Origin of the sequence: Enterobacter mori (assembly GCF_025244905.1) — a bacterium.
GTDB classification, from domain to species: domain Bacteria; phylum Pseudomonadota; class Gammaproteobacteria; order Enterobacterales; family Enterobacteriaceae; genus Enterobacter; species Enterobacter mori_A.
Genome location: NZ_CP104285.1, coordinates 2,635,357 through 2,660,645 on the forward strand (window position 1 = coordinate 2,635,357; position 25,289 = coordinate 2,660,645).

22 protein-coding genes are annotated in these 25,289 nt (G+C 56.6%); all 22 read right to left on the reverse strand.

The annotated features are described in order from the left end of the window. Positions 1-225 precede the first annotated feature (225 nt). The 22 genes from comJ to N2K86_RS12575 all read right to left on the reverse strand — a co-directional run bounded on the left by comJ (position 226) and on the right by N2K86_RS12575 (position 25,247). Entirely contained in the window at positions 226-675 is a 450-nt protein-coding gene (gene comJ / locus N2K86_RS12470) for a competence protein ComJ (RefSeq protein WP_260658800.1), read from the reverse strand. Continuing rightward, entirely contained in the window at positions 675-5,018 is a 4,344-nt protein-coding gene (locus N2K86_RS12475; protein ID WP_260658801.1) for an RHS repeat-associated core domain-containing protein, read from the reverse strand. The genes comJ and N2K86_RS12475 overlap by 1 nt, the downstream gene beginning before the upstream one ends. Before the next feature lie 3 nt (positions 5,019-5,021). After that, positions 5,022-5,462, reverse strand: coding sequence for a DUF1795 domain-containing protein (locus N2K86_RS12480; protein WP_260658802.1), 441 nt, complete (start codon positions 5,460-5,462; stop codon positions 5,022-5,024). A gap of 74 nt (positions 5,463-5,536) precedes the next feature. Next, positions 5,537-7,459, reverse strand: a complete 1,923-nt coding sequence (locus tag N2K86_RS12485; RefSeq protein WP_260658803.1) for a type VI secretion system Vgr family protein — start codon at positions 7,457-7,459, stop codon at positions 5,537-5,539. A 74-nt stretch (positions 7,460-7,533) separates the two neighbouring features. Beyond that, positions 7,534-7,989 carry a hypothetical protein gene (locus tag N2K86_RS12490; protein ID WP_260658804.1) on the reverse strand — a complete coding sequence of 152 codons (456 nt, stop codon included), beginning with the start codon at positions 7,987-7,989 and terminating at the stop codon, positions 7,534-7,536. Next, positions 7,986-8,714, reverse strand: coding sequence for an ankyrin repeat domain-containing protein (locus N2K86_RS12495; protein ID WP_260661672.1), 729 nt, complete (start codon positions 8,712-8,714; stop codon positions 7,986-7,988). The genes N2K86_RS12490 and N2K86_RS12495 overlap by 4 nt, the downstream gene beginning before the upstream one ends. 41 nt (positions 8,715-8,755) lie before the next feature. After that, positions 8,756-10,174, reverse strand: a complete 1,419-nt coding sequence (locus N2K86_RS12500) for a phospholipase (RefSeq protein WP_260658805.1) — start codon at positions 10,172-10,174, stop codon at positions 8,756-8,758. 25 nt (positions 10,175-10,199) lie between these two features. Further along, positions 10,200-11,627: a serine/threonine protein kinase gene (locus N2K86_RS12505; protein WP_260658806.1), complete on the reverse strand. Its 1,428-nt coding sequence runs from the start codon at positions 11,625-11,627 to the stop codon at positions 10,200-10,202. A 24-nt stretch (positions 11,628-11,651) separates the two neighbouring features. Beyond that, positions 11,652-14,267, reverse strand: coding sequence for a type VI secretion system ATPase TssH (tssH, locus tag N2K86_RS12510; protein ID WP_260658807.1), 2,616 nt, complete (start codon positions 14,265-14,267; stop codon positions 11,652-11,654). 38 nt (positions 14,268-14,305) lie between these two features. Beyond that, positions 14,306-15,346, reverse strand: coding sequence for a type VI secretion system baseplate subunit TssG (tssG, locus tag N2K86_RS12515; protein WP_260658808.1), 1,041 nt, complete (start codon positions 15,344-15,346; stop codon positions 14,306-14,308). Next, complete coding sequence (tssF, locus tag N2K86_RS12520; protein ID WP_260658809.1) at positions 15,343-17,214, reverse strand: type VI secretion system baseplate subunit TssF; 1,872 nt, start codon at positions 17,212-17,214, stop codon at positions 15,343-15,345. The genes tssG and tssF overlap by 4 nt, the downstream gene beginning before the upstream one ends. A gap of 2 nt (positions 17,215-17,216) precedes the next feature. Further along, entirely contained in the window at positions 17,217-17,780 is a 564-nt protein-coding gene (gene tssE, locus N2K86_RS12525; protein WP_010432861.1) for a type VI secretion system baseplate subunit TssE, read from the reverse strand. Next, a complete protein-coding gene (locus tag N2K86_RS12530) occupies positions 17,773-18,585 on the reverse strand; it encodes a type VI secretion system accessory protein TagJ (protein ID WP_260658810.1) in 813 nt (270 codons plus the stop codon). Before N2K86_RS12530 ends, tssE begins: the two co-directional genes overlap by 8 nt. Before the next feature lie 9 nt (positions 18,586-18,594). Further along, complete coding sequence (locus tag N2K86_RS12535) at positions 18,595-19,581, reverse strand: hypothetical protein (RefSeq protein ID WP_260658811.1); 987 nt, start codon at positions 19,579-19,581, stop codon at positions 18,595-18,597. Between the two features lie 16 nt (positions 19,582-19,597). Beyond that, positions 19,598-20,395, reverse strand: coding sequence for a PP2C family protein-serine/threonine phosphatase (locus N2K86_RS12540; RefSeq protein WP_260658812.1), 798 nt, complete (start codon positions 20,393-20,395; stop codon positions 19,598-19,600). Next, entirely contained in the window at positions 20,392-22,155 is a 1,764-nt protein-coding gene (gene tagH / locus N2K86_RS12545; RefSeq protein WP_260658813.1) for a type VI secretion system-associated FHA domain protein TagH, read from the reverse strand. Before tagH ends, N2K86_RS12540 begins: the two co-directional genes overlap by 4 nt. Before the next feature lie 82 nt (positions 22,156-22,237). Then, a complete protein-coding gene (locus N2K86_RS12550; protein WP_407065230.1) occupies positions 22,238-22,645 on the reverse strand; it encodes a putative T6SS immunity periplasmic lipoprotein in 408 nt (135 codons plus the stop codon). After that, positions 22,636-23,178, reverse strand: a complete 543-nt coding sequence (locus N2K86_RS12555; protein ID WP_260658815.1) for a hypothetical protein — start codon at positions 23,176-23,178, stop codon at positions 22,636-22,638. Before N2K86_RS12555 ends, N2K86_RS12550 begins: the two co-directional genes overlap by 10 nt. A 57-nt stretch (positions 23,179-23,235) precedes the next feature. Then, entirely contained in the window at positions 23,236-23,718 is a 483-nt protein-coding gene (locus N2K86_RS12560) for an Hcp family type VI secretion system effector (RefSeq protein ID WP_010432842.1), read from the reverse strand. Positions 23,719-23,898: 180 nt separating this feature from the next. Beyond that, a complete protein-coding gene (locus N2K86_RS12565) occupies positions 23,899-24,324 on the reverse strand; it encodes a type VI secretion system amidase immunity protein Tai4 (RefSeq protein ID WP_260658816.1) in 426 nt (141 codons plus the stop codon). A gap of 27 nt (positions 24,325-24,351) precedes the next feature. Further along, a complete protein-coding gene (locus N2K86_RS12570; protein WP_260658817.1) occupies positions 24,352-24,846 on the reverse strand; it encodes a type VI secretion system amidase effector protein Tae4 in 495 nt (164 codons plus the stop codon). Then, positions 24,843-25,247 (reverse strand): Rap1a/Tai family immunity protein, encoded by a 405-nt coding sequence (locus tag N2K86_RS12575; RefSeq protein ID WP_260658818.1) that lies wholly within the window; start codon positions 25,245-25,247, stop codon positions 24,843-24,845. Before N2K86_RS12575 ends, N2K86_RS12570 begins: the two co-directional genes overlap by 4 nt. Between the last annotated feature and the right edge of the window lie 42 nt (positions 25,248-25,289).

Genomic DNA, 25,289 nt, shown 5'->3' on the forward strand with positions numbered 1-25,289 from the left:
GGCAAGCAGGCGACCAGGCGGTCCTACTCGCTGCGGGTGGTAAGCAGTCCCTGCGTGCGGAAGGGAAAGATTACATCGTTAAAGATATCAATGTGATGAACTTTTTTTAACGTTTGATTTGTTTTAAATGAAAAAATCCACGTCAAAACGTGGATTTTTATTCCGAGAAAAAAATTACTAGTTTTTTTTAAATTTAAAAAACGCCTTCTTTGAGAGGATGATTTTTTATTCCCCCCAAGGATCATCCAGCAAAAACTTCGCAACAATTGCTTCTTTTGTCGGTACAAGAGTGAAATTATAGTAAATTTCATCCCCTTCACAAATCTCATAAAAGAGTGAATAGGTTTGATCATTTAAATCTATGTTTAAATCAAACTTCTCAGTTGCTGAAGCGACTTGCAGCTTATGTTGATCCGTAACGGTAAATGGCACGACAATGCAGCGTTGAGCATTTTCATCTAATTTGAAAATGTTCTCTAGTTTAATATTGACGTTTGCTCCAAATGCATCCTCTGGCAATGGATCGAATATAACATAATCCTTGTGAAGCACAGCACCTTGAGAAATGTTACCTTTCCCCCACTGACTAAGCTTTTCGTCATAGTCTCTAGATCGTAACAATATTTGACTATGCGAAATCAGTAGATCTACTGTTTGTATATATTTATCACTCATTAAATTACCTCAACTTTTATTCTTGTTCCATCTGGCAGTTCTGATAAAACATTACCAATGCTTGAACCTGCACCACGGTTGTCGCTAGGATCTATATATCTTACACTAGCACCATCACCGCCTTCTTTAAACATCGCCATAGGCCATTCATCACGATCGTATCCCGGCTTAGTTTTGATATTTTTAAGACTCGTTTTCCTGTTAGATTTTGCAGTGCCTCGTTGGATTGTTACAACCTTTGCATGTCCTAAATCGATCGCATCTGATATGTGACCAAACGTTGCAGGATATTCAGAGCGTTTCAATTTCAAAACGTATTCGTAATTTTTTGACTTCGATTTTGTTAAAGTGCAACCAGCTAATCCCAGTGGATCTATCCAGGTAAGAGGGTTAACAGTATATTTATATAAGTTTATCCCCCCCGCCAGCCCTATCGGGTCCTGCTGCGTAAACCTTCCGCAGTCCGGGTCGTAATACCGGAACAGATTGTAGTGCAGCCCTGTCTCACGGTCCAGGTATTGCCCCTGCATCCGCAGGTTCTGGGAATATCCTGATAGCTGCGTCTCGCTTTCCCGCAGCAGCTTGCCCCAGGCGCTGTTTACCCCTTCCCAGCGCACCTGCCCTTCGACATCCGTCATCCGCTCCGGCGTGCCGTTCGGCTGGCAGTGGAACCAGAAGATTTCCGGGGCATCAACGCCGTCGATACGCGCCAGCGGATCGTAGCTCTCCTGATCGCTGTAAACGTAGGTGAGCGGCACATCCCCGTGCACCTCCTGCAGCAGACGGAACCCTTCCCAGACAAACCGGGTGGTGACCGGCTTGCCGGCTGGCTGTCCGCCCAGCATCTGGCGTCGCGTTTTGCTGATGCGTCGCCCGAGTGGATCGTAGCGGAAGCTGACCTGCGTTTGCGGCCTGTTGCGGTCCCGCGGCTGGCTGATGACTTCCGTCAGGCGATGCTCGCCGTCGTAGCGGTAGTGCCAGCGCGTCTGGCCGTTATCCTTCTCCACGGTGCGGCCGTGGACGTCATAGCGCCAGCGAATGCCGTTCAGCTGCGTCAGGCGGTTATGCGTGACCTTCTCAGCAGAGCCTTCGAGCGGGTTACCGGCCGCATCCCAGCGCCACTGCTCCTGGCCAGGCAGCGTACCGTCCTGAACGAGCAGACGCCCGGCGCTGTCGTACTGCCAGCGATACCAGCTGAACGGGTTATCGTCCCGCTCTTCCCGCACCAGGTTATTGCGATAGTCGTAATCCCAGCGGCGGGACCAGCGGCGTGGCGACGGACGCTGGGCATTGCCCGTAAAGACGTCCCGACGATGCAGTCGGCCAAGGCGGTCGTATTCGCTGCGGGTGGTCAGCAGCCCCTGGGTGCGGCTGGTCTCGCGGTGGAGTTCGTCACGGGTAAAATCAGAGACCGACAGCTTATCGAGAGCAATGCTGAGCAGATGTCCGCTGCCGTAGTAAAACTGCTTCAGCTCGCGGCCATCAGGGAGCGTGACTGAGGTGCGGTTGCCCAGCGCGTCATACTCCCACGCCAGCTCGCCATGCTCGCCGGCCTCGCGCGTGACGCGACCAAGCGCGTCATAGTCAAAGGCGAGCTCCTGCTCTGCCTCGGTGGTCCATGCGTCGGCTGAAAGCGCAGGGTGCAGCCCAATCCGGCTCAGCAGCCCGGAAGGGGTGTAATGGTAGCGGGTTTGCCCTTCCGGCGTGGTGCGGGCGACCAGCTGGCCGCTCGCGCTCCAGGCGAAGGCGTGGGTGATGGCCTCCGGATGTCCGGCGGCAAACGTGCGCGCTATCGTGTGCCCGCAGGCGTCGTAGCGATACTGCGAGGCCACGCCATCGAGCCCTATCTCTTCCAGCAGCAGAGAGTCTGCACCCCAGCGGAACTGATATGCTTCGCCGTTTTCGTTTTCCAGGGCAATCAGACGCCCGCGGCTGTCCCAGCGGCGACGCACCTCTTCGCCCTGGGTATTACGCGTTGCGGTTAAACGCCCCGCCTCATCGTATCTGAACTCACTTTCTTTCCCGTCAGCGCCTGCATGCTTAACCGGCAGGCCACGTTCGTTCCATTTGAGCGATTCCGTCCAGCCTTCAGGACGATCGAGCTGTACCGGACGCCCTGCGGCGTCGTAGCGGTAACGCGTCTCTTCGCCGTCGGCGCTAACTTCAGCCGCCAGCCAGCCCAGCGGATGATAGCGGTAGCGGGTCATTCGCCCGGAACAGTCCGTCGCACGGACGATCTGCCCGGCCTCATTGTACTCCTGGTAGCGGCTGTTTCCGGCGGCATCGACCTCTTCAACGACCTGGCCGAACGCGTCCCGGCGCAGTTGCGTCGTCTGCCCCATCGGGTCCACCACGCGCTTGAGCCCGTGATGTTCGTCGTACCAGAATCGCGTGGCGCTGCCGTCGGCCTCGATAATGGCCGCGGGAAGCGCGCGATGCTCAAGCCAGGTGGTAGTGCGCGTATTGCCGTCGGCATCGGTCTCCTGCACCCGGTTGCCCATTTCGTCATAGACGAAGGTGACGGCGTTTCCGAGCGGATCGATGCGACGCGTCAGAAGTTCGTTGTCATCCCACTCGTAGCGCCAGTTTTCACCGCGCTCGTCAACGTAGCGGACAATGAGATTTTGCGCGTTCCAGTAGTGGCGGCGCGTCTGACCGTCGTAATGCTCAACGGTCGTCAGCCCGGCGGCTAAATCATAGCTAAAGCGGCAGCCGTCGCCGGTGCTGGTGCGGTTTTCCACCACGCGCCAGTGATCGAGTTTTTTCCAGCGGTATTCGCTCTCCAGACCGCCCGGCATCCGGTGCCAGACCATCAGGCCGTGTTCGTTATAACGGTATTCACGCGTCACCACGCCGGAGGCATCCGTCGCGCTCGCCAGCTGGCCGCGCGCGTCGTAGCCCCACTGCATCAGCGGCCATGTCTGGCTGCCGTCGAAATAGCTGGCAGCGGTAACGCGATGCGGGAAGCGCTCATCTTCATAGCGCAGGGTGACGTCTATCGCCCGCGGCTCGTCGTGAAGACCAACCAGCCTGCCCTGCTCGTCCCACTCCGTCAGCAGCACGTTGCCGTATTCGTCGCTGAGGGAGGCCAGACGCAGAATAGATGGATTCGCCCGGGTCGGTTTATACAGACGCCATACCGCGCCGTCATCGTCAGCAATCGCCACGTCGCCGCTCTCATTGCGGCGGATAATGATGCCTTCGCTGATGCTGTAAAACGCGCGGTCGACAGGCGGCAGCTCGAAGCTCAGCTCGCGCCCGGTTTCGTCGAACCAGGTAGCGTTGGCTTCTTCCAGCGCCAGATAGCTGTCAAAAGTGGTTGCCCAGCCCAGACCAAACAGCCCTTCGCGGGTGGTCAGGCTGTTGTAGCTGCGCTGCCAGCGAAGCGGGAAGCGCCCCGGCAGCGAGAAATCGAGCTCATCGTCGTCATTCAGCACCTTCACGCCGGTGGCGGCGTGGACCGGGTGCGAGGAGCCAAACACGGCGTTGACCGCCATATCGGCCAGCATCCCGCCGCCTGCCGCCGCCAGCGCACAGGGCATGTTTTTCAAAATTTTACCCGGACGCCCGCGCAGCAGAGAGAGCGCAATCATCCCCAGCGCCAGGCCCGGCGTTTTACCGCTTTTGATATCACGGACCGTCAGCGTGTCACCGCCGATGATCACGTTCGGGGAGACATCGTCGGAAACGGTGCCTTCGCATGTGGTGCGATCTTTCGCGCGCACCGCGGGCTGCCCGTTGATAAAGACGCTTTTGGAGCCTTCCGCCAGATACTGCGGCCCGGAGTGTTTATCGCAGGCTACCTTGTCTTCTTCCAGCGGCGAGGTTCCCGCGGCGGCAGAGGCCACGCTCGGCTGCCACATTTCGCTGCCAAACTGTCCGGCAGCGGAAAGCAGCATGCCCGCATAATCCGCGAAGCTGCCCGGCGACTGGGGCTCAGGGGACGGCGTATCGGCGGGCGTCAGCGTGCCAGCCGCACGCGCGGCGGGGATCGCATTGGTCAGAACGTTATTCGAACCGGTGGTGATTTTACCCGCAGGCGACGGCGGGAAAAGCGCATTGCCTAACCCTTCCGCGGCGTTGCTGATATCGTCGGTGATCCCCGCGACGTTCGCCAGCACGCCGCCGATGATGCCGCTTAGCAGACAGCTGGACCCAATCGCCGCCACGCCTGCTGCCGCCGCCCCCGCCCCCAGCAATGGTGCCGCAACGGTTGCTGCTGCGCCTACCGCCGCACCGATCACCGCATAGGCGGCACCTTCCGCCACAATGCTGGTGATGTCCGCAAAAATGCTGGAGTGAATAATCTCGTCGCCCTTACGGGCCGCGTTGTTATCGCTCATACCTTACACATTCCGGCTGTCGTTTAGCGTCAGACTCTGCTTAAGCGCGCTCCACCGCACCTCGTCCTCTTCAGTGAATGCTCTGAGTGCCGAGAGGGTGAAAATCATCAATACCGGTTTGCCCGGCGTCTGAACGGCCAGCTGTTTTTGCCACAGGCGCTGCCCGTTACGGTCAAACGTGGTCTCAACTTCCAGCCCGCTAATTTTTCCGTCAGGCCCGGCTTTGACGTTCCGGAATTCGCTCTGAGCGATCTCACCCATCTGAGGACGCAGCACATCCCACTGGCGGTGAAACTCTTGCTCGTAGTCGCTGCCATCCGGAATAATGCCGCGGCTAACCACCACGGACAGTCCGCTTTCGTCATCGCGAATGATGTTCATGCTGTTATCCTGCCAGGCAGCAGGAAATAGGGAAAACGAACCTTCCTGGAGGGTGTATTTCATCGGTGAACTCGTTTGTATGTTTGCAGAGGGATGTTACGTGCCGTTATGGACGGCCAGGCGGAAGTCATAAACGGTTATTCTTCAGGAGGCGTAAATTTCGCCTGCACTGCCGCATCAATATCCCCTTTATGCCCGGAACCCGGTGCCGTTGTGCCCGGTTTTGTGCCTGACGTATTCAGATGCAGCTTACCGCCCGTCGTGATATGGCCATCCCCCTCCACGAAGAAGTTAAACTCTTTGCCGATCAGGTTAATCTTGCCGTTAGCGTTGAGTTCAATGGCGCTCTCACCGGATACCAGCCGCAGCTTCGTGCCCGAGGCGATCACATACTGTTCCACCGCAGCATCCAGCTTGCCTTTACCCGTCAGGATCTCGGTTCCGCCCTTCACGGCCTGAGTCTGGTTCGCTTCCACACGATGCAGTTCATTTTTCTTCACATAATGGCTGCGCGCCCCGCCGACGCTGTGAGATTCATCATTCTTGACGCTGGTATCGAGATTGCGCTCGGCCTGGATCCACACCTGCTCTGCGCCCGCCTTGTCCTCAAAGCGCAGGGCGTTGGCATTGTCCACGGAACCATCCTTGGTGCGGCTCATAAAGCCCATCTGCGTCGCCGCCGCCGGCAGCGCCCACGGTGGCATGCTCGCGTCGTTGTACACGCGCCCGGTAATAATCGGGCGGTCCGGGTCGCCGTTGATAAAGTCCACCACCACCTCATCGCCGACACGCGGGATTTGTACCCCGCCGTAGCCCTGACCCGCCCAGGCACTCGACACGCGTACCCAGCAGGAGCTGGTGTCATCGCCCTTCGCCAGGCGGTCCCAGTGGAACTTCACCTTCACGCGGCCATACTTATCCGTCCAGATACTCTCCCCCTGCGGCCCGACAACCTTCGCGGTTTGAGGACCGTAGGTGCGAGGCCATGCCGTGCTCTGCGCCGGACGATAAGACACCGATGCCGGGATAACGCTGAAATCGGTGCGGTGAATGGTTTCCCCCTCGCCGCTCGCGTAGCGGTTCTCCTCGAAGTGGTAGCCCACGGCCGTCACCAGATACTCGCCGTTATCGCTGAAGAACGGCGCGTTAGTCAGGGTAAAGATGTGCCCCGGCGCAATGCCTGCCGCGGTGGCCGTCGCCTGAATCTGCTGATGCTCCACCTGCCAGCGCTCCTGACGAATACGGGCATAAAACTCTGCATGTCCCGTCTCGACAAATCTCCCCGGCCAGTCGTACACATCAATGCTGCCCGGCTTCGGCGACGCCGGGTTCTGCTGCGCCTGGAACAGCCACGCGTTCGGCTTGCGGAAGTCGTAATCATCAAGGCTGTAAATCCCCGGCGTGACGCTGTCCTCCAGCGCCCACTGGCTGATGCCCTCTTCATCCGTACTGCCACCGGACGGCGTCTGGTGGTAAGGAATCACCTCGTAGCCGCTGAACGGCTGGTGCTGGGTGGCGGCATCGGTCAGCACCAGGGTGTGTTTGTCCGCCTCGTGGCTGAAGTGATAGGCAATCCCTTCAAGCTCCATCAGGCGGCTGATGAAGTCCAGGCTGGACTCCTGATACTGCACGCAGTAGTCCCACACCCGGTAGCTGCCGGTGAGTTTGTCTTCGAGGTTGACCTGGTGCTCACCCAGCAGGGTTTTCACAATCTGCGGCACCGTCTGACCCTGGAAAATACGCAGGTTACGGTCGCGCTTCATCGGCCACAGGTCAGGCTCCACCGTCAGCTGGTACACCGCATAGCGGGTGCCCGTCAGCTCAACGGCGCTCACCGCCACGCGCGTCACCTTGCCATTGATATAGCGGGGGGTGAGCAGGCTTTGCGTCGGGATGGTCACCGTGACCGGCTGGCCCAGCAGCTTACTGCGGTCGATGCGCGCGTCCGTGCCGAGCAGCGTCAGCGTCAGCGCGAACGACTCGGACATGGCCTCGCGGCCCGTCAGTTTCCAGAACAGAAGCCCCTCCACCGGGAGCTGAACGGTAATTCGGTTGAGCATAATCGTTAATCCATATGGCTTATGCGATGTAAAAGATTGGAATAATGCCAAAGTCTGGGGACGGGCTATTAAAATTAAGCCCCGCTATTGGTGACTGGCTGTTTAAGTATAAATATTAACGATGAAATCTTTAGTACTTCAGAAATAACAAACAAAGCAATATTGAGGGGTATAATGCTTATTCCCAGACCAACGATACTCATAGGGAACAGCGTCACAGAGCAACTCATGGTGAGAAATCGTAGGATTTCCTGCGCAAGAGCAAGTCGGACCACATATCGATGCTTTGTGAAAAAGAACCATGCAGAAAACAATAGTGAAACGGGCCACAGGAGGTAAACGAGATAAAAAGCCCCCGTCATTAAACCCTTTACACCTTCGGCTATCAGCATAAAGATGATAACCCCCAGGTTACCTCCGGTAGCATCCCACCATGACTCGAGTAAACGGAACGGGCCAATCGAGTAAAAGACAATCCCGATGACATCCATAACGCCCCAAAAATAGAAAATTTTAGCAGATTTAATCACTCAGCCTCTCGTCTTACTGGCTCTGGTGGCCATTTCCCGCCGTGTTGTATCAGTGAATCTTTAATTTCGTTAAGTTTCTTGTAGTGCTCGCTACCCTCTTTGGCTCTGCTCAATTCAAGTTGCAATTGATTTCCCATTGTCCAGCCGCTTTCAGCTTTAATCTCAGGGTTTGCTCCACGCTGCAATAAAAGGAGCACATGATCGTAGGCGCTGTAGTCAAGGGCATCAATTAACAACGTTTTGCCTAAAGAATCAATCACATCAATATTACTTCCTTTATCAAGCATAGCTTGCAGCGTTTCAGTATTTTTGGCCTCAATAGTTTGAAATATAATAGGCTCATCAAAAATTTTATCTTTTGCATTTGGTGATAATCCCCCATCAAGCATAGCCTGTATCCAGACACTACTGTCTGCTTTTAACACAAACTCAGCGGGACTACTGCCTCCTTTTGGTCTAGGCTGTAAGGGGTCTGCACCAGACTTAACCAAAATAGTGATGATTTTCAAACGGCTCGGCGTTTTATTCTCGTTTATTGAATTCATGACAGCCCAAAATAACAATGTCATATCTTCTTTACCGGGCTTGTTTAAATCTGTTTCTGAAGCTAATTTAATAACCTTGTCAACCTCGCCGTTTTCGATTGCACGCGCTAATGTAAGCTGCTGCCCGCTAAAATAGTTTTCTGGTTTTAAATCCATGTTTTGTTTACACCCCTGAACCATTAATATCAAACAAAGCACTAACCAGCTTGTTAAAAATGATTTCACACGCGACTCCTGATAATAGAAATGTCTTCATCCTTTTGCTGTTCAATGCAATTTATTGCCTGACCAATTCCATGACGGTCCAAAGGGCCTCCTGTTCCACCAGGGAGATCGTGTACGATCCCAGCCGCGTTAGGCATAATGGCAGAGATTTCTTCTTTGGCGATAAGTGCTGGTATGTGACCTTTCAACATTTTATAGTCTTCCGCAAGATTAACTTCCTGAACTTTTGTAAGCAGTTCTCCTTCAACGCGATAAGCCTGAATGTTGTCTGCATTACCAAGCAAACTTCCGCCATATTTTTCAACAGTGCTTGAATGCAAACCTGCCGCATTAAATGTCCATCCTGCCTGCCCGCTCGCCATTGAGGCAGCTGACGCTAATCCACCTCCCAGAGAGTGGCCTGCAATATCTATTTTTTGACCCGCCCTATATAATTGCTTCCCAATTTGAATGGCTTTTCTATAATAATCAGATTCCATTCCTAATCCTTGCGCGGCATTATTCTTCCAGTCAGCCATATTTTTCATTGGAAAAAACTCTGGTTCCCTGGAGCCTCTAAATACTAACGTAGGATTCATGTCTTTACCAAAAACATCTGGATCAGGCTGATAAACGCGTGAAAGAAAATCAGGTGAGTCGGTTTTATCATAAAGTATATTGCTTTTGAGACCTAATTTGTCCAACGCCCCCGCATCATTACTAATATCCGTCCACCCCTCCGGTACCCCAGGCGTGGCTTCCAGCGGGTTAACGGTCTTATACACATTCTCTGCCAGTTTCGCTTTCTCCACCGCGATATTGTTAGCCGCCAGTCGTTTAGCCGCGATCTGCGCATCCGGGTATAGGCTATTGCTCCCTTTAGCAATAAGATCCTTACGCGCCTGCCAGCGTTCTGCTTTGGTCATCTCCTGCAACTGCGCCGCGTAGGTTTTTCCCTCTTTCCCCGGTGTCGGCTCGTCCGGCACCTGCGCCGCTTTCGATTTCACCACCTGCTTCGGCAATACCGTTGGCGCAGGACGCGAACCATAGGTTCTCACCATGGTTTCGTAACGGTCGATAATCGTACTCACCGGATACCAGCCCAGCCCCGTATTCGAGGCGGCCTGCAATCGCCCGTCAGCATTGATATAAAACATCTCCGTCACTGATGACCAGTTTCGATAACTCTCGTCAATGGCCGCCACCCTACCCATGTCGAGATCCTGCACAATTAGCTTGCGCGTATCGCGTCCAGATTGATATGGATTCGCGCCAGTGATGGAGTGCAGCAAATCATAGCGAGTAAAGAGTGAGCGCAGCGAATTGTCGGGAACCGACATAATCCACTGCCCGGCGACGGACGGGCGGATAATTTTCGCGAACAGCGCTGGCGATACATTCTCGCTAAAAAGATAGACAAACCTGATGTTATACATTCGCTCCGTCCTTTTACCCGCTCGCTTACGGATTCACCAGCCAGGTCCCTGGCTTCGTAATATCCAGCGTCTGGGTACGCGTTCTTCCATTCACTTCCAGGTCAATTCTGATCTCACCCGCGGGTAATTTAAGCGATGCGTAGCCATTATTCCCCGGACGCAGCGCTTTTGGCTCGCCGTTAACCTTCAACGTTTCGCCATCGTGCATGCGGATATAGACCAGCGCGACAGGGCTGGCGTCGACAGGCGGCGCACTCTGTTGCGCGGTGGCAACTGGTGGTGCCGTCTCGCTCACCTTCGCAGCCTCCGGCTTGGTTTCCGGCGCGGTGTCGGTGGTCTCTGGTGGTGGACTCACGGCAGCCGTCTGCTGCGTCGCGTCCTGATCGCTGCCGCCGAACAACATCGCACCCGCAACTACCCCCACCAGCACACCCGCAGCGACCAGCCCCGGTATTTTATAACGCCGCCAGTCGAGTGCAGACGTAGCAGCGTCTTCTTCCACCGGCACCAGCATCGTGCCCGGCTTTTTGGCCACCAGGACATCATCGATTCCTGCCACAGGCATCTCAATCAGCGCCGCGAACTCGTCGATAGACTGCGGACGATCCTCCATGTGCAGCGCCAGCGCGCGGTCAATGGCCTGCAGCAGCGGGATGGAATAACCCTGGGGCATGATTTCCACCAGCGGTTTGCAGGTATCCTGAATAGAGCGCACCACGCTAACCGGCGGTGGAGATCCCACAATCAGGGTACGCAGCACGGCACCAAGGGCGTAAATATCCGTCCACGGACCCTGCTCGCTTTCGTTGTCGTCGGTGTATTGCTCAATCGGCGCAAAGCCCGGGCGCAGCATGGTTTCGGTTTCATCAGAAAGGTTACCGATGGTGCGGCGCGCGGAGCCAAAATCGAGCAGCACAGGCAGGCCGTTATCCTGGATCTGAATGTTATCCAGAGAGATGTCGCGGTGCAGGTAACCTTCGTCGTGGATAGTCTTGATCGCGCCGAACAGCATCGGCAGCGTGCGGCGGATCCACGCCTCGTTGATCAGCTCCGGCTTTTCTTCACGCAGGCGCGAAAGCGTGGTGCCGCTGTAAAACAGCGTCCCCATGTAGGCCGTGTCGTTTTGTACCCAGAAGCGCAGGACGTGCAGAAGGTTCGGGTGGTTAAAGCGCGCCAGCAGACGGGCTTCCTGAATAAAGCTGTTCAGGCCTGCGGAAAACGCTTTGCCGAAGCGCTCGCTGCGCAGCACGAGGGTCATGTCGTCGCCGCGCACGGCGAGCGAGGAAGGCATAAATTCTTTGATAGCGATAGTGCGTTCGAGCTGGTGATCCCACGCGCGATAGACAATGCCAAAACCGCCGCCGCCGATCACCTCTTTAATTTCAAACTCGTTGAAGCGGTACCCGACCGGGAGCGCGTTTGGGACAGTCCGATTGTTATCATTATCCGTCATCTTTTACAGTTCTCTTGATGATTATTACGCGGCAAACTGACAGTGAAACTCGCCCTGCTCGCAGGTGACGTGCAGACGTCGGAACTGCTCATCGCTGCGGCTGGCGGTAAGTAAGATCTGGCTCATCTGAGGCAGTAAGGTGTTGGTCAGGATAGCATCCACCATGCGGCCACCGGACTCCACCTCGGTACAGCGCTGAACAATCTGTTCCACCACGCTGTCGTCAAACTCAGAAATAATGCCGTGATTCTCTTCCAGACGGCGCTGAATGCGCTTGAGCTGCAGGCGAACAATCAGCCCCAGCATCTCGTCGCTGAGCGGGTAGTACGGTACCACCAGCAGGCGACCCAGCAGCGCCGGCGGGAATACCTCCAGCAGCGGCTGGCGCAGCGCGCCGCTTAACGCCTCCGGCTCCGGCATCAGCTCCGGATCGGCGCACATGGCGCTAATCAGCTCGGTGCCAACGTTGGAGGTCAGAATAATAATGGTGTTGCGAAAATCAATGTGCCGCCCCTCGCCGTCTTCCATCCAGCCTTTATCAAAGACCTGGAAGAAGATCTCGTGGACGTCCGGGTGCGCTTTTTCAATTTCGTCCAGCAGCACCACGCTATACGGGCGGCGGCGCACGGCCTCGGTCAACACCCCGCCTTCACCATACCCTACGTACCCCGGAGGCGCACCTTTTAAGGTGGAAACGGTGTGTGCTTCCTGGAACTCACTCATGTTGATGGTGATAACGTTCTGCTCGCCGCCGTACAATGATTCCGCAAGCGCCAGCGCGGTTTCGGTTTTACCGACGCCGGACGGGCCGCACAGCATAAAGACGCCCACCGGTTTGTTCGGGTCGTCAAGCTTCGCCCGGGAGGTTTTCACGCGGCGGGCAATCAGGTCCAGACCGTGACGCTGGCCGATAACGCGCTGGTTCAGCGTGTCGGCGAGGTTCAGCACCGCGTCGATCTCGTTTTTCACCATCCGGCCCAGCGGGATCCCGGTCCAGTCAGAGACCACCGCGGCAACCACGTTTTCATCTACGGCCGCAAACAGCAGCGGCTCGTCACCCTGTAAGGCGTTCAGCGCCTGCTGCTGCTCCGCCAGCTGGAGGCGCAGCTCAGCACTGTCTTCATCGCCCGCCGCAAACAGCGCGGCGCGCAGGCGAATAATCTCCTGCACCAGGCTGCGCTCTTCTTCCCAGCGCTGGGCCAGAGCTTCGCGTTTTGTTTCATACGCCTCGCGTTCGTCATGTAAAGCCGTCACGCGATTGGCGTCACCGGCACCGACGCGCGCTTCGCGCTCAGCAATCTCAATTTCCACGTCCAGCGCGGCAAGATGGCGCAGGCAGTCTTCCAGCTGCGCAGGCGGCGCGCTCTGGCTGACCGCGACGCGGGCGCAGGCGGTGTCGAGCAGCGCAACGGCTTTATCCGGCAGCTGACGCGCCGGGATGTATCGGTGCGACAGCTTCACCGCCGCGCTGACCGCTTCGTCGAGCAGCAGCACCTGGTGGTGCGTCTCAAGCGGTGACACGGTGCTGCGCAGCATCAGAATGGCTTTCGCTTCATCCGGCTCGTGAACCTGCACCGTCTGGAAACGACGGGTCAGCGCCGGGTCTTTCTCGATGTATTTTTTGTACTCCGCCCAGGTGGTGGCCCCGATGGTGCGCAGCTGACCGCGTGCCAGCGCGGGCTTCAGCAGGTTCGCCGCATCGCCGGTTCCCTGCTGGCCGCCTGCGCCAATCAGGGTGTGGATCTCATCAATAAACAGGATAATCGGCGTGGCGCTGGACTGGACTTCGTTAATGAGCGCCTGCAGACGGGCTTCAAACTCACCCTTCATGCCTGCTCCGGCCTGCAGCATGCCGATATCCAGCAGCCACAGCTGAATGTTTTGCAGCGGCTCCGGGACGTCGCCGTCGGCGATACGCAGCGCCAGCCCTTCAACGACGGCAGTTTTGCCGACCCCGGCTTCCCCGGTCAGCAGCGGGTTGTTCTGGCGGCGGCGCATCAGAATATCCACCATCTGGCGGATCTCCTCGTCGCGCCCAACAACCGGGTCAATCTTCCCTTCCCGGGCGCGGGCGGTCAGGTCCTGGCCGTACTGGGCCAGCGTCCCCTGCGCCGCCGGTACCGCACCCGCCGGTGCATCGACGGCGGCAGCGGCCTGCTGCGTCTCTTTGCTGTTGGCGCAGATAGCGTCGAACTGCTCAATCAGCACCTCGACGTTAAGGCGGGTGAACTGCGCCGAGATGCTTTTCAGCACGTTGGCCAGATTCCAGGTTTTAAGCATGCCGATCAGCAAATGGCCGCCGCGGATACGGCTCACGCCAAACTTCAGCGAGCCAAAGACCCAGGCGCGCTCCACGGCGCTGTCGATGTGTTCGGAGAGATCGGAAACGGAACTCGCCCCGCGCGGAAGCACATCCAGCGCCGCAACGATATCGCGCGTCAGCTGCTGTTCATCAAGGGCAAAGTGGCGGATGACCTGCTGCAGATCGCCATCCTGCTGCTGCATGAGCTGATGCAGCCAGTGCACCAGCTCAACGTAGGGGTTGCCGCGCAGCTTGCAGAACGCAGTGGCGCTTTCCAGAGAGGTAAATAACAGCGTATCCAGTTTGCCGAAAAGCACGGCACGGCTAATTTCTGACATGTTAGTTTCCATTAACAATGATTCGGTATACGGAAGGATTACCGCTCTGCGCGATACACCAGATCGCCACGCGGGACAGGCTGCGGCTGAAGGCCCAGCCAGGTGTTATAGCCTAATCGCCCGGCGCTGCCGAGCGTGGTGCCCTGCACCGCGTCTTCACGCAGGATCACCCGTGTTTCCCATTCAAACTCCACCCCGGCGTACTGACGCACCCAGTCGCGCAGCTCGGTGACCCACGCTTCACCCGGCAGAAAACGGTTGTACTCCTCCGCGCTCAGCGGGCCAATTTCGATGCGAAACTTATGCTGCACGTCGCGGACGGCGACGCCGAGAAAAGCGGACTCACCCATGCGCGGCATGCGCCGTCCTGCTCCCAGCTGCGCCTGCTCGCGCGTAGAAAGCGGCATCCACTGCGGCACGTTGCTCACCAGTTTGACCGGCGCTTTAAAATAGTTGCGCAGGATCTTCTCCAGCCCCTCCGGATCCCGCCCGTGACGGGTCAGGTGTCCGGCGTGGGTAAAGCGAGCATGCGCGCTCAGGCTGCCTTTGTTCATCTGACCCGGCTGCCCCATGCCAATCAGCGACGCCAGGTAGCCCTCAAAGCGCCTGTTATCAGCGCGATCCAGAGAGACCGCCGGTTGCGCATCCGCCCAGGCGCGGTAAAACAGCAGCGCAAGGCGGTGGTGGAACAGATCGGCAAACGCGCTGAGGCTGGTGTCCTGATGATGATAAATACGCTCGCGGGCGTACTCGGTCATGTGGACCGGCAGCGGGCCGTTCGGGCCAAACAGGCCGAAGCTGAGGATAGACACCTCATGCAGCCCGCTTTCCTCCCGCTGACGTACCTGGGCCAGCGTCGACGGTGCAAAACTCATCGACGGCTGCTGGCCGATACGCAGCGGCTCAAATTTCGGCAGCGGCGCGCGTCCCAGCGGGTAACGCTCGCCGCCCTGGGCATCAATGCGCCTTAACAGCTGAAACAGATCGTAGCGCCAGGGCGTCTCACGGACCCCGCTCCAGAACGCATCTGGCAGCCTGGTCAGACGATGTATGCGCAGCGGTGTAGCAGTGTCACTCATATCAGCGCCCTTTTACCCATGCGCGGCGCCCAGTAGCCAATCTCGCCGCGCTGCTGACTTTTCAGGGTGAACTCCGTAAAGCTGTTGATGGACACCAGACGGGCAAAGAGACGTTCCATCACGCTGCCGAAAAGCCACGGGCTGGCACCGGAAAAAGCTCGCTCATCGACAGTCAGGGTAATGCCGATCCCGCGGGCGAAGACGACCGGGCCGGGTTCAGGCACGCGGCGGTGAACCGGCTCCAGCACGCAGTGGCGTACCCCCTCCACCTGACGCGCAACGGGCGTTTCGGCCAGGTTGGCGTACAGCCCTAACAGCTGGCGTAGCGCGGCTGCACCCTCTTCGTTTTCGCTGTCCATCAGGCTGAGGTAGTTCATCTGTAGCTGGCTGATGAGCCGCCAGGTGCTGAACCCTTCTGCCAGCGCCGGACGCGGCGGCGTCGGCCCTTTACGCAGGGTCAGGGATTTCACCGGCATGGAGTCGGCCATAATGAACTGCCCGAGCTCCTGCTGCAGCATCAGCGGCAGGTCGCGGCTGGTGCAGAGCACCTCGGCAGAGATATAGCGCAGGTTTTCCTGCCAGGGGGCATGCTGCTCGTCCACCAGCGAGACGAAAACCTCCGAGCCGATATAGCCGGTGCGGGTGCCATAGCGCAGGGCGTGCTCGGATAGCACGCGCTGTTCGCGACGCAGGGAAAAATAGGCACCATAGTTGCCCGCATCGCCGCTCCATGTGCTCCAGAATGGACGAAACGTCTGGTCATCACGCTGACCGTCCGCGCTGCCATGGATTTTTTTGACCGCGTAAATTTCATAATCCAGCGGACGAATGTTATCGACCACCAGATGGTATTCATGCTGGCCTTCATTCAGCTTCTGACGCGCCGCGACCTTAGGGAACAGGTTGATGACCGGCGTACAGTGCAGCACCAGATGGCTGGCATCGACCACCCGCTCCAGCTGTTGATCCGTCTTATCCAGCAGAATGAAGATGTCGAAGGCTTTTTCGCCTTCACAGCGTTCGATAAGCGTGCTCAGGCCGCTCAGGCTAATGAAGCGGAAGCGGGCCGGAAACGCGAAATACTCCTGCAGCAGGCGGTAGCCGTCAAAATTACGCAGATCGTCCGGAAGCAGCGCCTGGTCAGGCTCAAAGCCCTCCTGGCGCAACGCGTCAGACGCCAGCAGCTGTCGCTGCGGCTGCGGGCTAACCGTCTGACAGACGATCCCGGCGTGTTGCTCCATCACCAGTTCCAGCAGCTTCAGCGCTTCAATATCCGGACCGCCGAGGAAGAATTCCAGACGGTCGAAATCCAGGTGCCCGAGGTTTTGCGGGCCGTCGCAGGCGATGCGGATCCGTAAGGCGCTGTTGATCCCCCGCTGGCTTAGCCCCAGCTGCGCGAGCGGCAGATCGGCGGGCACGCCGCCCAGCTCGACCTTGTCGATTTTCAGCGGCAGCAGGTTGACCTCGTGCGCGGTGGTATAGCTGCAGGTCACGCCGGTCTTCTTCAGCGCCAGGCTATCCATCATGGTACCGCGCGGCACAATGAAGCCCTTGCTCAGGTCACCCCGGCTGCTGTCGGGTTCAATCTCCGCGATCGCCATCGACGGCGTGGGCGCGAGATAGTTAGGCGCGATCATCTCCAGCAGACGCTGGGAGAAGCGCGGAAACTCCGCGTCCATTTTCATCTGCACGCGGGAGGTCAGGAAGGCGAACCCCTCCATCAGACGTTCGGTATACGGGTCCGCCACGTCGATGCCGCGCATGCCCAGCCGTCCGGCGACCTTAGGATAGCGTTCGGCGAATTCGGCCCCCATTTCGCGCAGGTAGGCCAGCTCACGGTTGTAATATTCGAGCAGTTTACTTTCCATGATCACCCCGCATCTTTCAGTTCAAAATGGCCGTTTTCCAGATCGACATCGGTACGAAACAGAAACTCCAGCGGGTACGGCACACACCACAAACGCCCTTTGATCTCAATGGAGAGCACGTTGTGCAGATCCAGCGAGGAGGTATCCGACACGCAGCGGACCTGCAGCCCCTGCGGCAAAATGCGCGGCTCAAAATTGATGATGGCCTCGGTGAGCTTGCGCTGAATATCGTGCCATTCGATATCCGACATTCTTTTCCCGGCCAGCGGCGCGACGCCGAAGTTGACCACCGAGCGGTTCACGTGCGGCAAGGCGCTCAAATCACCGGAGGCATCGTGATTGATAGTGTTAAACAGCCACTGTAGATCGCGCAGGACATTGCGGCGCAGCGCAGCGTGAGTAATCAGATTGCTGTTGGCCGACTCGCGTTTTTTTTCCGGGTCGTTATCGGTGAGGCGATCCAGCAGCGAGGGCTGCATTTTATCGCGCGCCCCCACCTTCTCCTGCTTGCTGCGTGCTTGCCAGCCGCTGCGCAGCAAATCGCCTTCGCCAGCGGGATTACTCATCAGCTTCATCCGTCGCAAACGTCACGAGGTTCAGGGAAAGCAGCGGGTATTCGCTTTGCTCGCTCAGCCACGCCTTCTGGCCCCGCCCTTCGTACAGCGTACCGTCAGCCTCGAGCGGCAACCATTCGGTCGTACGCCCGAGCATGACGGCATCCGAAGCGTCTTCAGCAAACGGATAGCGCGCCGGGATCTGACACACCTGCTCCGTACCGTCGGTAAGACGCACCAGCGCGTGACGCCAGACCAGATCGGCGACGCTGGCGGGTGCCTGGAAACGGATCTCGGCGATAGCGCTAAACGGCAGCCAGAAATAACGGCCGTTCACAAGGGTTTCACACACCGGGCCGAGGCGGGCGTCGCCGTCCATCAGCCAGTCAAACGCCTGCGTCTCGTCGTTTTCGAGGATGATGCGGCCTGGGTTGGCCTGAGCCTGGTCAAGCGCGTCCAGACGCAGCGTCTGCGCTCGCTCGCCCTCTTCGCTCAACGCCGCAGCAAGGGTTGTCAGCCACGGCCACAGGGTGTCAGGCATAGCCGGACGCGCTTGCCCCGCCATCACCTGCGCGCGCTGTAGCTCGCCCAGGATGGATTGCTCCAGCAGCGTAACGGTGGGCTTCGCCTGGGGCTTCAGCGCCACCCAGCTTTTCAGCTGGGTCAGGGCGCGCGTCCAGTTCCCGCTGAGGATCAGAAACTGTACAAATGCGGCACGGAGATCGGCATCTGCCGGACGGACTTTGATATCGGCTTCCAGACGACGCAGCGCATCGCTGAGCGGCTCACCCGCCAGGTGTTGATAAAGCGTATTCATCGCCACTCCTTAGTTTGCCGCGCGCCATGCGCCCACTGCGGGATCGCGCAGCTGAGGACGCAGGGTATCAATCAGGACAATATTCAGCGAGGTACCCGGAGTCACCCACGCGCCCCAGGTCTGTTTGGCTTCGGCAATGCGCGCCTGCAGTTTGGCGTCATCACTGGCGATCTCGCGGGAAATCTCTACCGCCACCGTGCCGTTGCTTTTCCAGCCGTTCAGGGCGTTGTCGTAAGGCAGGATCATCCAGCTTTGATCGCTGTTCTGCGTGCTGAACACCATGCGTTCTTTGTTGACGGAGGTGATCAGGGCGTTTTCAGGATCGGCGCTTTTGTTCAGGCCCATGACCGGGAAGCCGTGAACGTAGGTCACCGCCATCTCTTTCTGCTCGCCGTTGCGGGTCTGAGAGATAACGGTATGGCCGCTCAGCCAGCTGCCGTTGCCGCAGCGGGTGGTGTCGGTGTCCGGGATGAACAGTGCGGGCGCAGAGGAACCGCCTTCCCAGAACGTACGCAGATGGCAGCCGTCCTGAAGGGTAAATTCCTGCCAGGGCGTGCGGTCAGCAGCCACGGTACGGGCTTCAGCGTTCTGATCCGGCGGCAGCAGCACGCCGCTGGCGGCGGTACTGGCGGGAGCCGCCTGTTGCTGTTTCACCACCAGCGCCCAATCCTGCGCTTTCCCTGCGGTACCCTCAGCCAGCGTGACGCCGGCCGGGTCGTTAAGCGTCCAGCTGAGAGTATTCACTTTGCTGCACTGGTGTTCCAGCAGTGAGCCAAGGCGCGGCACAAAGTTTTCCAGCACGGAGACGTCTTTCTTACCGTTTGCCACAATACGCAGCGCCACTTCAGGCTTACACCAGCTCTGCGGCGTGTTGTCTTTGATGTTGTCGATCCAGATATCCAGCTTCTGCGCAGGCGACTGCACAATGCGGAAATTATCAGCCTGCGCGGTGGAGGTCACCGCCAGAAGTGCCAAACCCGATAGCCAAAGTTTCATATCGTTCCTTGTGTGTCTAATCAGTTCCGCAGGGAAGAAATTGCGCTGCGTCAGAGAGCGTATGCAGCAAAGTGGTGTCCTGAGGGTTGCCCATCCACACCGCCAGGGCCGTGTAGTTGTCCTGAGCATTCCCCTCCTGCTCACCATTCTTTTGAATGATTTGGTTCATTAAGGTCAGCCACTCCTGCGGCGTATTGACCATATGCAGCGACTGCTTCATTTGCTCTTCGCTGACGCCGTGCCAGAAACCGTCGGTGCAGAGTAAAAAGGCATCGCCGTCTTCCACCTGCACCACGTCGCTGTAGCTCGCTTCCGGCCCACCGTTTTCAATCCCCAGCGCGAGGTACAGCAGGTTGCTGTTGAGATCGTCGGTCTGATGCCCCGCATCCTTCATCTGCTGCACCAGGCTGTGGTCGGTGGTCACATGCCACAGCCAGCCACGGCGAAACAGATACAGGCGGCTGTCTCCGGCGTGCGCCCAGTAGGCCAGACGGTAATCCCGGTCAATAAACAGGCTCACCAGCGTTGTGCCCATTCTACGGTAATCCTGAACCGCCTGCTGTTCGCTGAGAATGGTGCGGTTCGCCGTTTGCACATAGTCGCGAATATGCTGCGCATTCAGGTGCTTGTCGCCATCAAAGCGGGAAATAATGCTGTTACGGGCCAGCTCAGCGGCCACCTCACCGCCCGGCAACCCCGCGATGCCGTCACAGACGACAAAGCAGGCTGAACGTTCCCCTATGGTTTCTCCCGTCTGATCCTGGTTGCTGGCGCGCGTCCCCTGGCGGGAGAGAGAAGCCGTTGCGATATTCATTTCTCTTCCGATCCGCTCTGTGAGTCTTTGTACTGATTCACCTCCATGTCGTACGCATGAAGGAACGCCTCGCCGAACAGGGTGTGGAAGTCATCCTCAATCTCGCCTGCCGTCTCGCCATAGCTGCGAACAAAGTAGTCCCACAGGGCGGCTTTGCGGCTGCCCGGCAGCGCAAGACGGGAGGTCATGCCGTTCTGCTTCGCCTGTTCTTCCAGCTGTTCCGGGTTAAAGGACTGCAGCATTGCGGCGATGATGGCGCGAATACCGGAGATCATCCCCAGCTGGTGCGCCTGCAAATCGATAAGCGCGTCGCGCACGGATTTGGTCGGCGGCATAAAGCCCGGCATCGGCGTACCGAACATCTGGATCAAGACGGTTTTCCCGGTCGGCAGGAGCTTGAACGGGTTGTTGGCATCGTCCAGCACCATGGTCATATCGGCTTTCACGCCGCGTTTGAGGATGGAGCGCGAGGAAAGCAGCGCCACGGTGCCCTGAGAGAACATGCCGAGGATCTGCCCCAGTTGACGCATATTCTCACGGTCAAACTGCGGGACGGGCTGCATTTCGCTCAGGCCCATGCCTTCCAGCAGCGCCTCGAGCAGCTCGCCCTGCAACACGTCGCCTTTCTCGCCGCTGTTAGCGGTGGCGGCTGGAGAGGCCGCATTATTGACCGGGTCGATACGCAGGCGGCCCTTCGGTGCCTGAGCGCTACTGCGCGCAACGGCCTGTGGGGTCGGCATGGTAAACCCTGCGTAATCCGGACGCGCGGGCTCTTCTTCAACAGCACGCGGGGCTTCCTGCGGCTCAGGGGCGAACAGCGGAGAATCGGCGAGTACATCCTCCTCCTCAACTGGCGCAGGCGTTGACTCCGACTTGTCTTCGACAATGTCATCCGGGTGCGTCAACGGTGCACCGCCCATCAGCCCGAGCGGGTCATCATTACGCGCGGCAGGTGCGCTGGCCGTACCGCCAAACAGGGCCAGCGGATCGAGTTCATCCGCCGCCTCTTCTTTAGGCTCGGCTGGCTTAGTTTCAACCGGCGGCACCAGCGTTGAGGGCGTAATGTCGTCAAAGATGCTCTCTTTTTTGAACAATGCTTCATCGCTGAACAGCGTGTCCGGGTCAACGTTCTTCCGCTCAAGCTTCGGATCGCTGTCGTTGAACATCGCCAGCGGATCTTCAGCGTTACGCTCTGGCGCAGCAGGCTGGGAGAACGGATCCTGTGACGCCGCAGGCTGAGGTTTTGTGCGGTTGCTTGAGATGCTGTCGGAGATGGAGAACTCCTGCATCAGGCTATCCCAGATCTCCGTTGGCACGGCGGTCGGCTCGGCTTTCCCGCGCGGTGCGGCACTCGCCGGTTTCGGCTGCGACGCGGGTGCTGGCGCGGCTGGACGAACCTGCTGCTGCATGCTGGCCGCCATGCGGCTCACCGGCTGCGTGTCGTGAATAATTTCAGCCACTTCGATGCGGTAGTCATCAATACCCAGAACGTCTCCATCCTGCAGCTCGACCTGACGCCCGCGCTCCAGTGGAATATCGTTCAACACCACGCGCGTAACGCTGCCGCGGTTAGTGACGCGACATTCGCCATTGGCATCAACGTGAACAATGGCCTGCAGACGCGAGATGGTGCGGTCATTGTCCGGCAATACCAGATTGTTATCCGTACCGCGCCCAATGGTGCCGCCCGGGGCGTAAAAATCACAGCTGCTTTGCGGCGGCTGATGACCGGGTTTCGTAGAAATAATCGTGAATCGCATGGCGTATTCCTGCTGGTATGATTAGCGCTCAAACGCTGCCGCTCTCGGGGCGAGAACGGCGGCGTTTGGGTGGTAACACATTCTATTCGGTCTGAGTGACCTTAAATTGGCCCGCAGCATTTTCTTCCAGAGTGAATCGCGCGGCATAACGCACAGAATCGTTTTTACCTGACACTTTCAGTGTCACATCATATTCTCCGGCTTGCCACGCGATACCACGCCACTGGTTGCACTGTTGAATATTTAACGTCACCGCAGGGCTATAGGTTGACGGTGGCGATATCGTTTTCCATTCATTTCCAGCTCTTTTCATAATGGTTGGAGAATGGCTGATGACCGGCGCTTCTAACCCGGAATTAGCGGGGATAGCAAAGCAGGGTTCATTGTTTTTAAGCGTAACCGAAAGCGGCTGATATTGTGCTGGATGAGACACACAGGCGCTCGCCATTAACGTGACCGCAAATACACCGAATAACTGTTTCATAACCATGCCCGCCGATCCTTAGGGTTCTTGAAATACAGAGATAACACCTGTTGATATTTATCCTTGAGATCCGGTCCGATAATCCCTTCAAATCCGGCAATATTTTGGAAGTCACCCAAGCCGTAATTAACCAGAAAAAAATAATCCGAAATGATAGAAGCCTGCTGTTCCATACCAAAATCCGACAATTTTTTATCCGGGGGTAAGGAATAATTGTAACTTGCAGCCCAACTGAATGCCCCTCGGGTACGAACATTCATTCCAATCTGATGCTGCAGAACATGCACCATCTCGTGAATAAACCAGTGTTTATAACGCGGAACTTCTGTCGAGAAGTCGTCCCGATAATGCGGCTCCCGAAAATAGAGTTCGCCATTGGGTGTCATCGCGACATTGTTTGATTGCATATTAAAGGGCAAATAGCTTTTATTATGCACTTTTACTTCTGAATATTTTATTGCGTCACCAAAAACCGAGCGTGCGAGTGCTATTTCGCCAATGGTGAGAGGACGGGCGCCTCCTTCCTGCAAACTTGCCATGCTATCTTCCTTCCTGGTTGATAAAGACCGGGGAAAACTCCCCGGCCACATGCGCAATTACGCTTCTTTGTTTTCTTTGATGTTCCAGCCAGCGCTGCTTTCAGCACCTTTACCACCGGCAGTGGTCTGCTCCCAGTACTGCTGTTTCACTTTCGCAGCCTGGAATGCGTAGGTCACACCCACAGTATCGCCGTTGTCTGCACCGGTGTACTGAACGGAAGTCACCAGAACGTCTTCCAGGGTGATGCGGGTGTATTCCACCTGCTGACCACCCGCTTTGCAGACGGACAGCTCAACTTTGGTCAGGTGCTTACCGCTTGCGCAGTGTTTCAGGACTGCTGTAGTGGATTTGTCGATCAGGGCATTTACGTGCAGGTCGTTAAAGTTAACTTTACCGGCACCGCCGCCACCGCCAACGCTCATATTACCCGGCTGGGACGCGCCCCAGGAGAAGGAGGTAATATCAGTCCAGCCGGTGTGGTTAGAATCTTTAGATTCGCCAGTAACGCCCTCGACCTTCAGAAACATATCAATAGCCATAATATCTACTCTTCGTGGATGAACAATATTGCTTTCGAAAAAGCACTTATATGGCAAACAGGAAAGCATGGGGCTGAATAAAACCGTCCATATTTTACCTCTGCCTCATATCAAATGACCCGAGCCATTTGACAGTCTTACATCCCCCCGGAATTAACGGTAAGAATGTGAAGTCTTTTACTACTGTGGGTTATCCTGAATCCAGGTACGGTCAGGATCGCCAACTATTACCTGAGGAACCAGTTTATTCAGTTCGTCGCTATGATAGAGACGGAGACAATTTAAAGTTACGCCTTTGATTTTTTGTGAACGTTCAGAGTGAAAGCTGTTCTTTTCGTTTTTATATTTATTTATAACAGCATCAATTTTCTCCATGCCATTTTCAACATCGAAGGGCATCCACTCCAAGAGTGCGCTTGCACTGAGTCCTGCATCAGCAGAAAACTGACCACCTTCATCTGCCACCCCAGCAAAACAGCGTGCCAAAACGTAGTCTTTCATCACCTGCCTGTAAGTTTGTTGATGAAAGAATTGAAGATCCGTGTTAGCAGAATAAGATGAGCAACTAGTCAGAAAAAGAAACAGGCAAAGCGTTTTTTTAAACATGGCAATATCTTTATTTTCGCTATAGCGTTATCTCAGTTCCCAGAACCAAATCTCTTTACAGTCGGTATAACAATCCGAATTGCACTGCATCATGTTATCCCCTATCGGCTCCAATAGGTCGATGTGTCCACCGTTGTAATTAGTTATACGGTTGAAAAAAATCACACCTTTACGGTTACGGAGTTTTTGACCTGCCTCACGAATATCAGTATAGATTTCTGCCTTGCCAAACACACTCGCTTTATAGAGCTGGTCAGCTAAAAGCTTCGCACCAGGTTCAATTTGTTTACCCTTATATGGCCCACTCTTTATAGCCAAACGTCCTTCAAATTTAACATCACACTTTAAAAGAGCAAGGCTCATTCGCACTGCGCAAGTATTCATATACCCTGGATTGGACTTAATGAGCACACTTGCGTCGTAACCTATCTCGTTAAAAAGATCATCCCGAGGTACATAACCCGGACGCGCTTCGTTAGAGGAGTAATGTTGCGCTTTTAACTGTGCATACAACGGTTTCATTGTTGAACTCCTTTTTTACACGGTAAATCCTGCGCCAGAGCCTCTGTGATTAACGATGCTGCAGCTTCTTTCTTACGGTTTTCAGGCAATTTGCTGAAATAGCTGTAAATGCTCTCTCGTAATGAACCAGGCAACGCGACCGTATATCCACACCAGGATTTGCCCTCCGTCGCATCCATTACCCCAAGCAAGTACATATTCGCTTTAAGCTGCTCCTGCTCGTTATCTTTTGCGAGCCACGCTGAAAGAAACTTTTCCCCGCTCAATCGTACATCATTACGGGACAGCGAATTCGGGTCGCGAAGAAGATTTGATGAATCATTCTGGCCATTAGCAGCCCATAGTGGCGTCGCTCCCAACAGACCGGTAAACAGCAAAAGATGTAGGGTATGTAACTTCATTGTTTCTCCTGCTCCAGATTAGATTTCTCTTTCCGCATAACT

Coding starts and splice junctions, on each gene's coding strand:
- comJ (WP_260658800.1), bottom strand. CDS start 675: ATGAGTGATAAATATATACAAACAGTAGATCTACTGATTTCGCATAGT.
- N2K86_RS12475 (WP_260658801.1), bottom strand. CDS start 5,018: ATGAGCGATAACAACGCGGCCCGTAAGGGCGACGAGATTATTCACTCC.
- N2K86_RS12480 (WP_260658802.1), bottom strand. CDS start 5,462: ATGAAATACACCCTCCAGGAAGGTTCGTTTTCCCTATTTCCTGCTGCC.
- N2K86_RS12485 (WP_260658803.1), bottom strand. CDS start 7,459: ATGCTCAACCGAATTACCGTTCAGCTCCCGGTGGAGGGGCTTCTGTTC.
- N2K86_RS12495 (WP_260661672.1), bottom strand. CDS start 8,714: ATGGTTCAGGGGTGTAAACAAAACATGGATTTAAAACCAGAAAACTAT.
- N2K86_RS12500 (WP_260658805.1), bottom strand. CDS start 10,174: ATGTATAACATCAGGTTTGTCTATCTTTTTAGCGAGAATGTATCGCCA.
- N2K86_RS12505 (WP_260658806.1), bottom strand. CDS start 11,627: ATGACGGATAATGATAACAATCGGACTGTCCCAAACGCGCTCCCGGTC.
- tssH (WP_260658807.1), bottom strand. CDS start 14,267: ATGTCAGAAATTAGCCGTGCCGTGCTTTTCGGCAAACTGGATACGCTG.
- tssG (WP_260658808.1), bottom strand. CDS start 15,346: ATGAGTGACACTGCTACACCGCTGCGCATACATCGTCTGACCAGGCTG.
- tssF (WP_260658809.1), bottom strand. CDS start 17,214: ATGGAAAGTAAACTGCTCGAATATTACAACCGTGAGCTGGCCTACCTG.
- tssE (WP_010432861.1), bottom strand. CDS start 17,780: ATGAGTAATCCCGCTGGCGAAGGCGATTTGCTGCGCAGCGGCTGGCAA.
- N2K86_RS12530 (WP_260658810.1), bottom strand. CDS start 18,585: ATGAATACGCTTTATCAACACCTGGCGGGTGAGCCGCTCAGCGATGCG.
- N2K86_RS12535 (WP_260658811.1), bottom strand. CDS start 19,581: ATGAAACTTTGGCTATCGGGTTTGGCACTTCTGGCGGTGACCTCCACC.
- N2K86_RS12540 (WP_260658812.1), bottom strand. CDS start 20,395: ATGAATATCGCAACGGCTTCTCTCTCCCGCCAGGGGACGCGCGCCAGC.
- tagH (WP_260658813.1), bottom strand. CDS start 22,155: ATGCGATTCACGATTATTTCTACGAAACCCGGTCATCAGCCGCCGCAA.
- N2K86_RS12550 (WP_407065230.1), bottom strand. CDS start 22,645: ATGGTTATGAAACAGTTATTCGGTGTATTTGCGGTCACGTTAATGGCG.
- N2K86_RS12555 (WP_260658815.1), bottom strand. CDS start 23,178: ATGGCAAGTTTGCAGGAAGGAGGCGCCCGTCCTCTCACCATTGGCGAA.
- N2K86_RS12560 (WP_010432842.1), bottom strand. CDS start 23,718: ATGGCTATTGATATGTTTCTGAAGGTCGAGGGCGTTACTGGCGAATCT.
- N2K86_RS12565 (WP_260658816.1), bottom strand. CDS start 24,324: ATGTTTAAAAAAACGCTTTGCCTGTTTCTTTTTCTGACTAGTTGCTCA.
- N2K86_RS12570 (WP_260658817.1), bottom strand. CDS start 24,846: ATGAAACCGTTGTATGCACAGTTAAAAGCGCAACATTACTCCTCTAAC.
- N2K86_RS12575 (WP_260658818.1), bottom strand. CDS start 25,247: ATGAAGTTACATACCCTACATCTTTTGCTGTTTACCGGTCTGTTGGGA.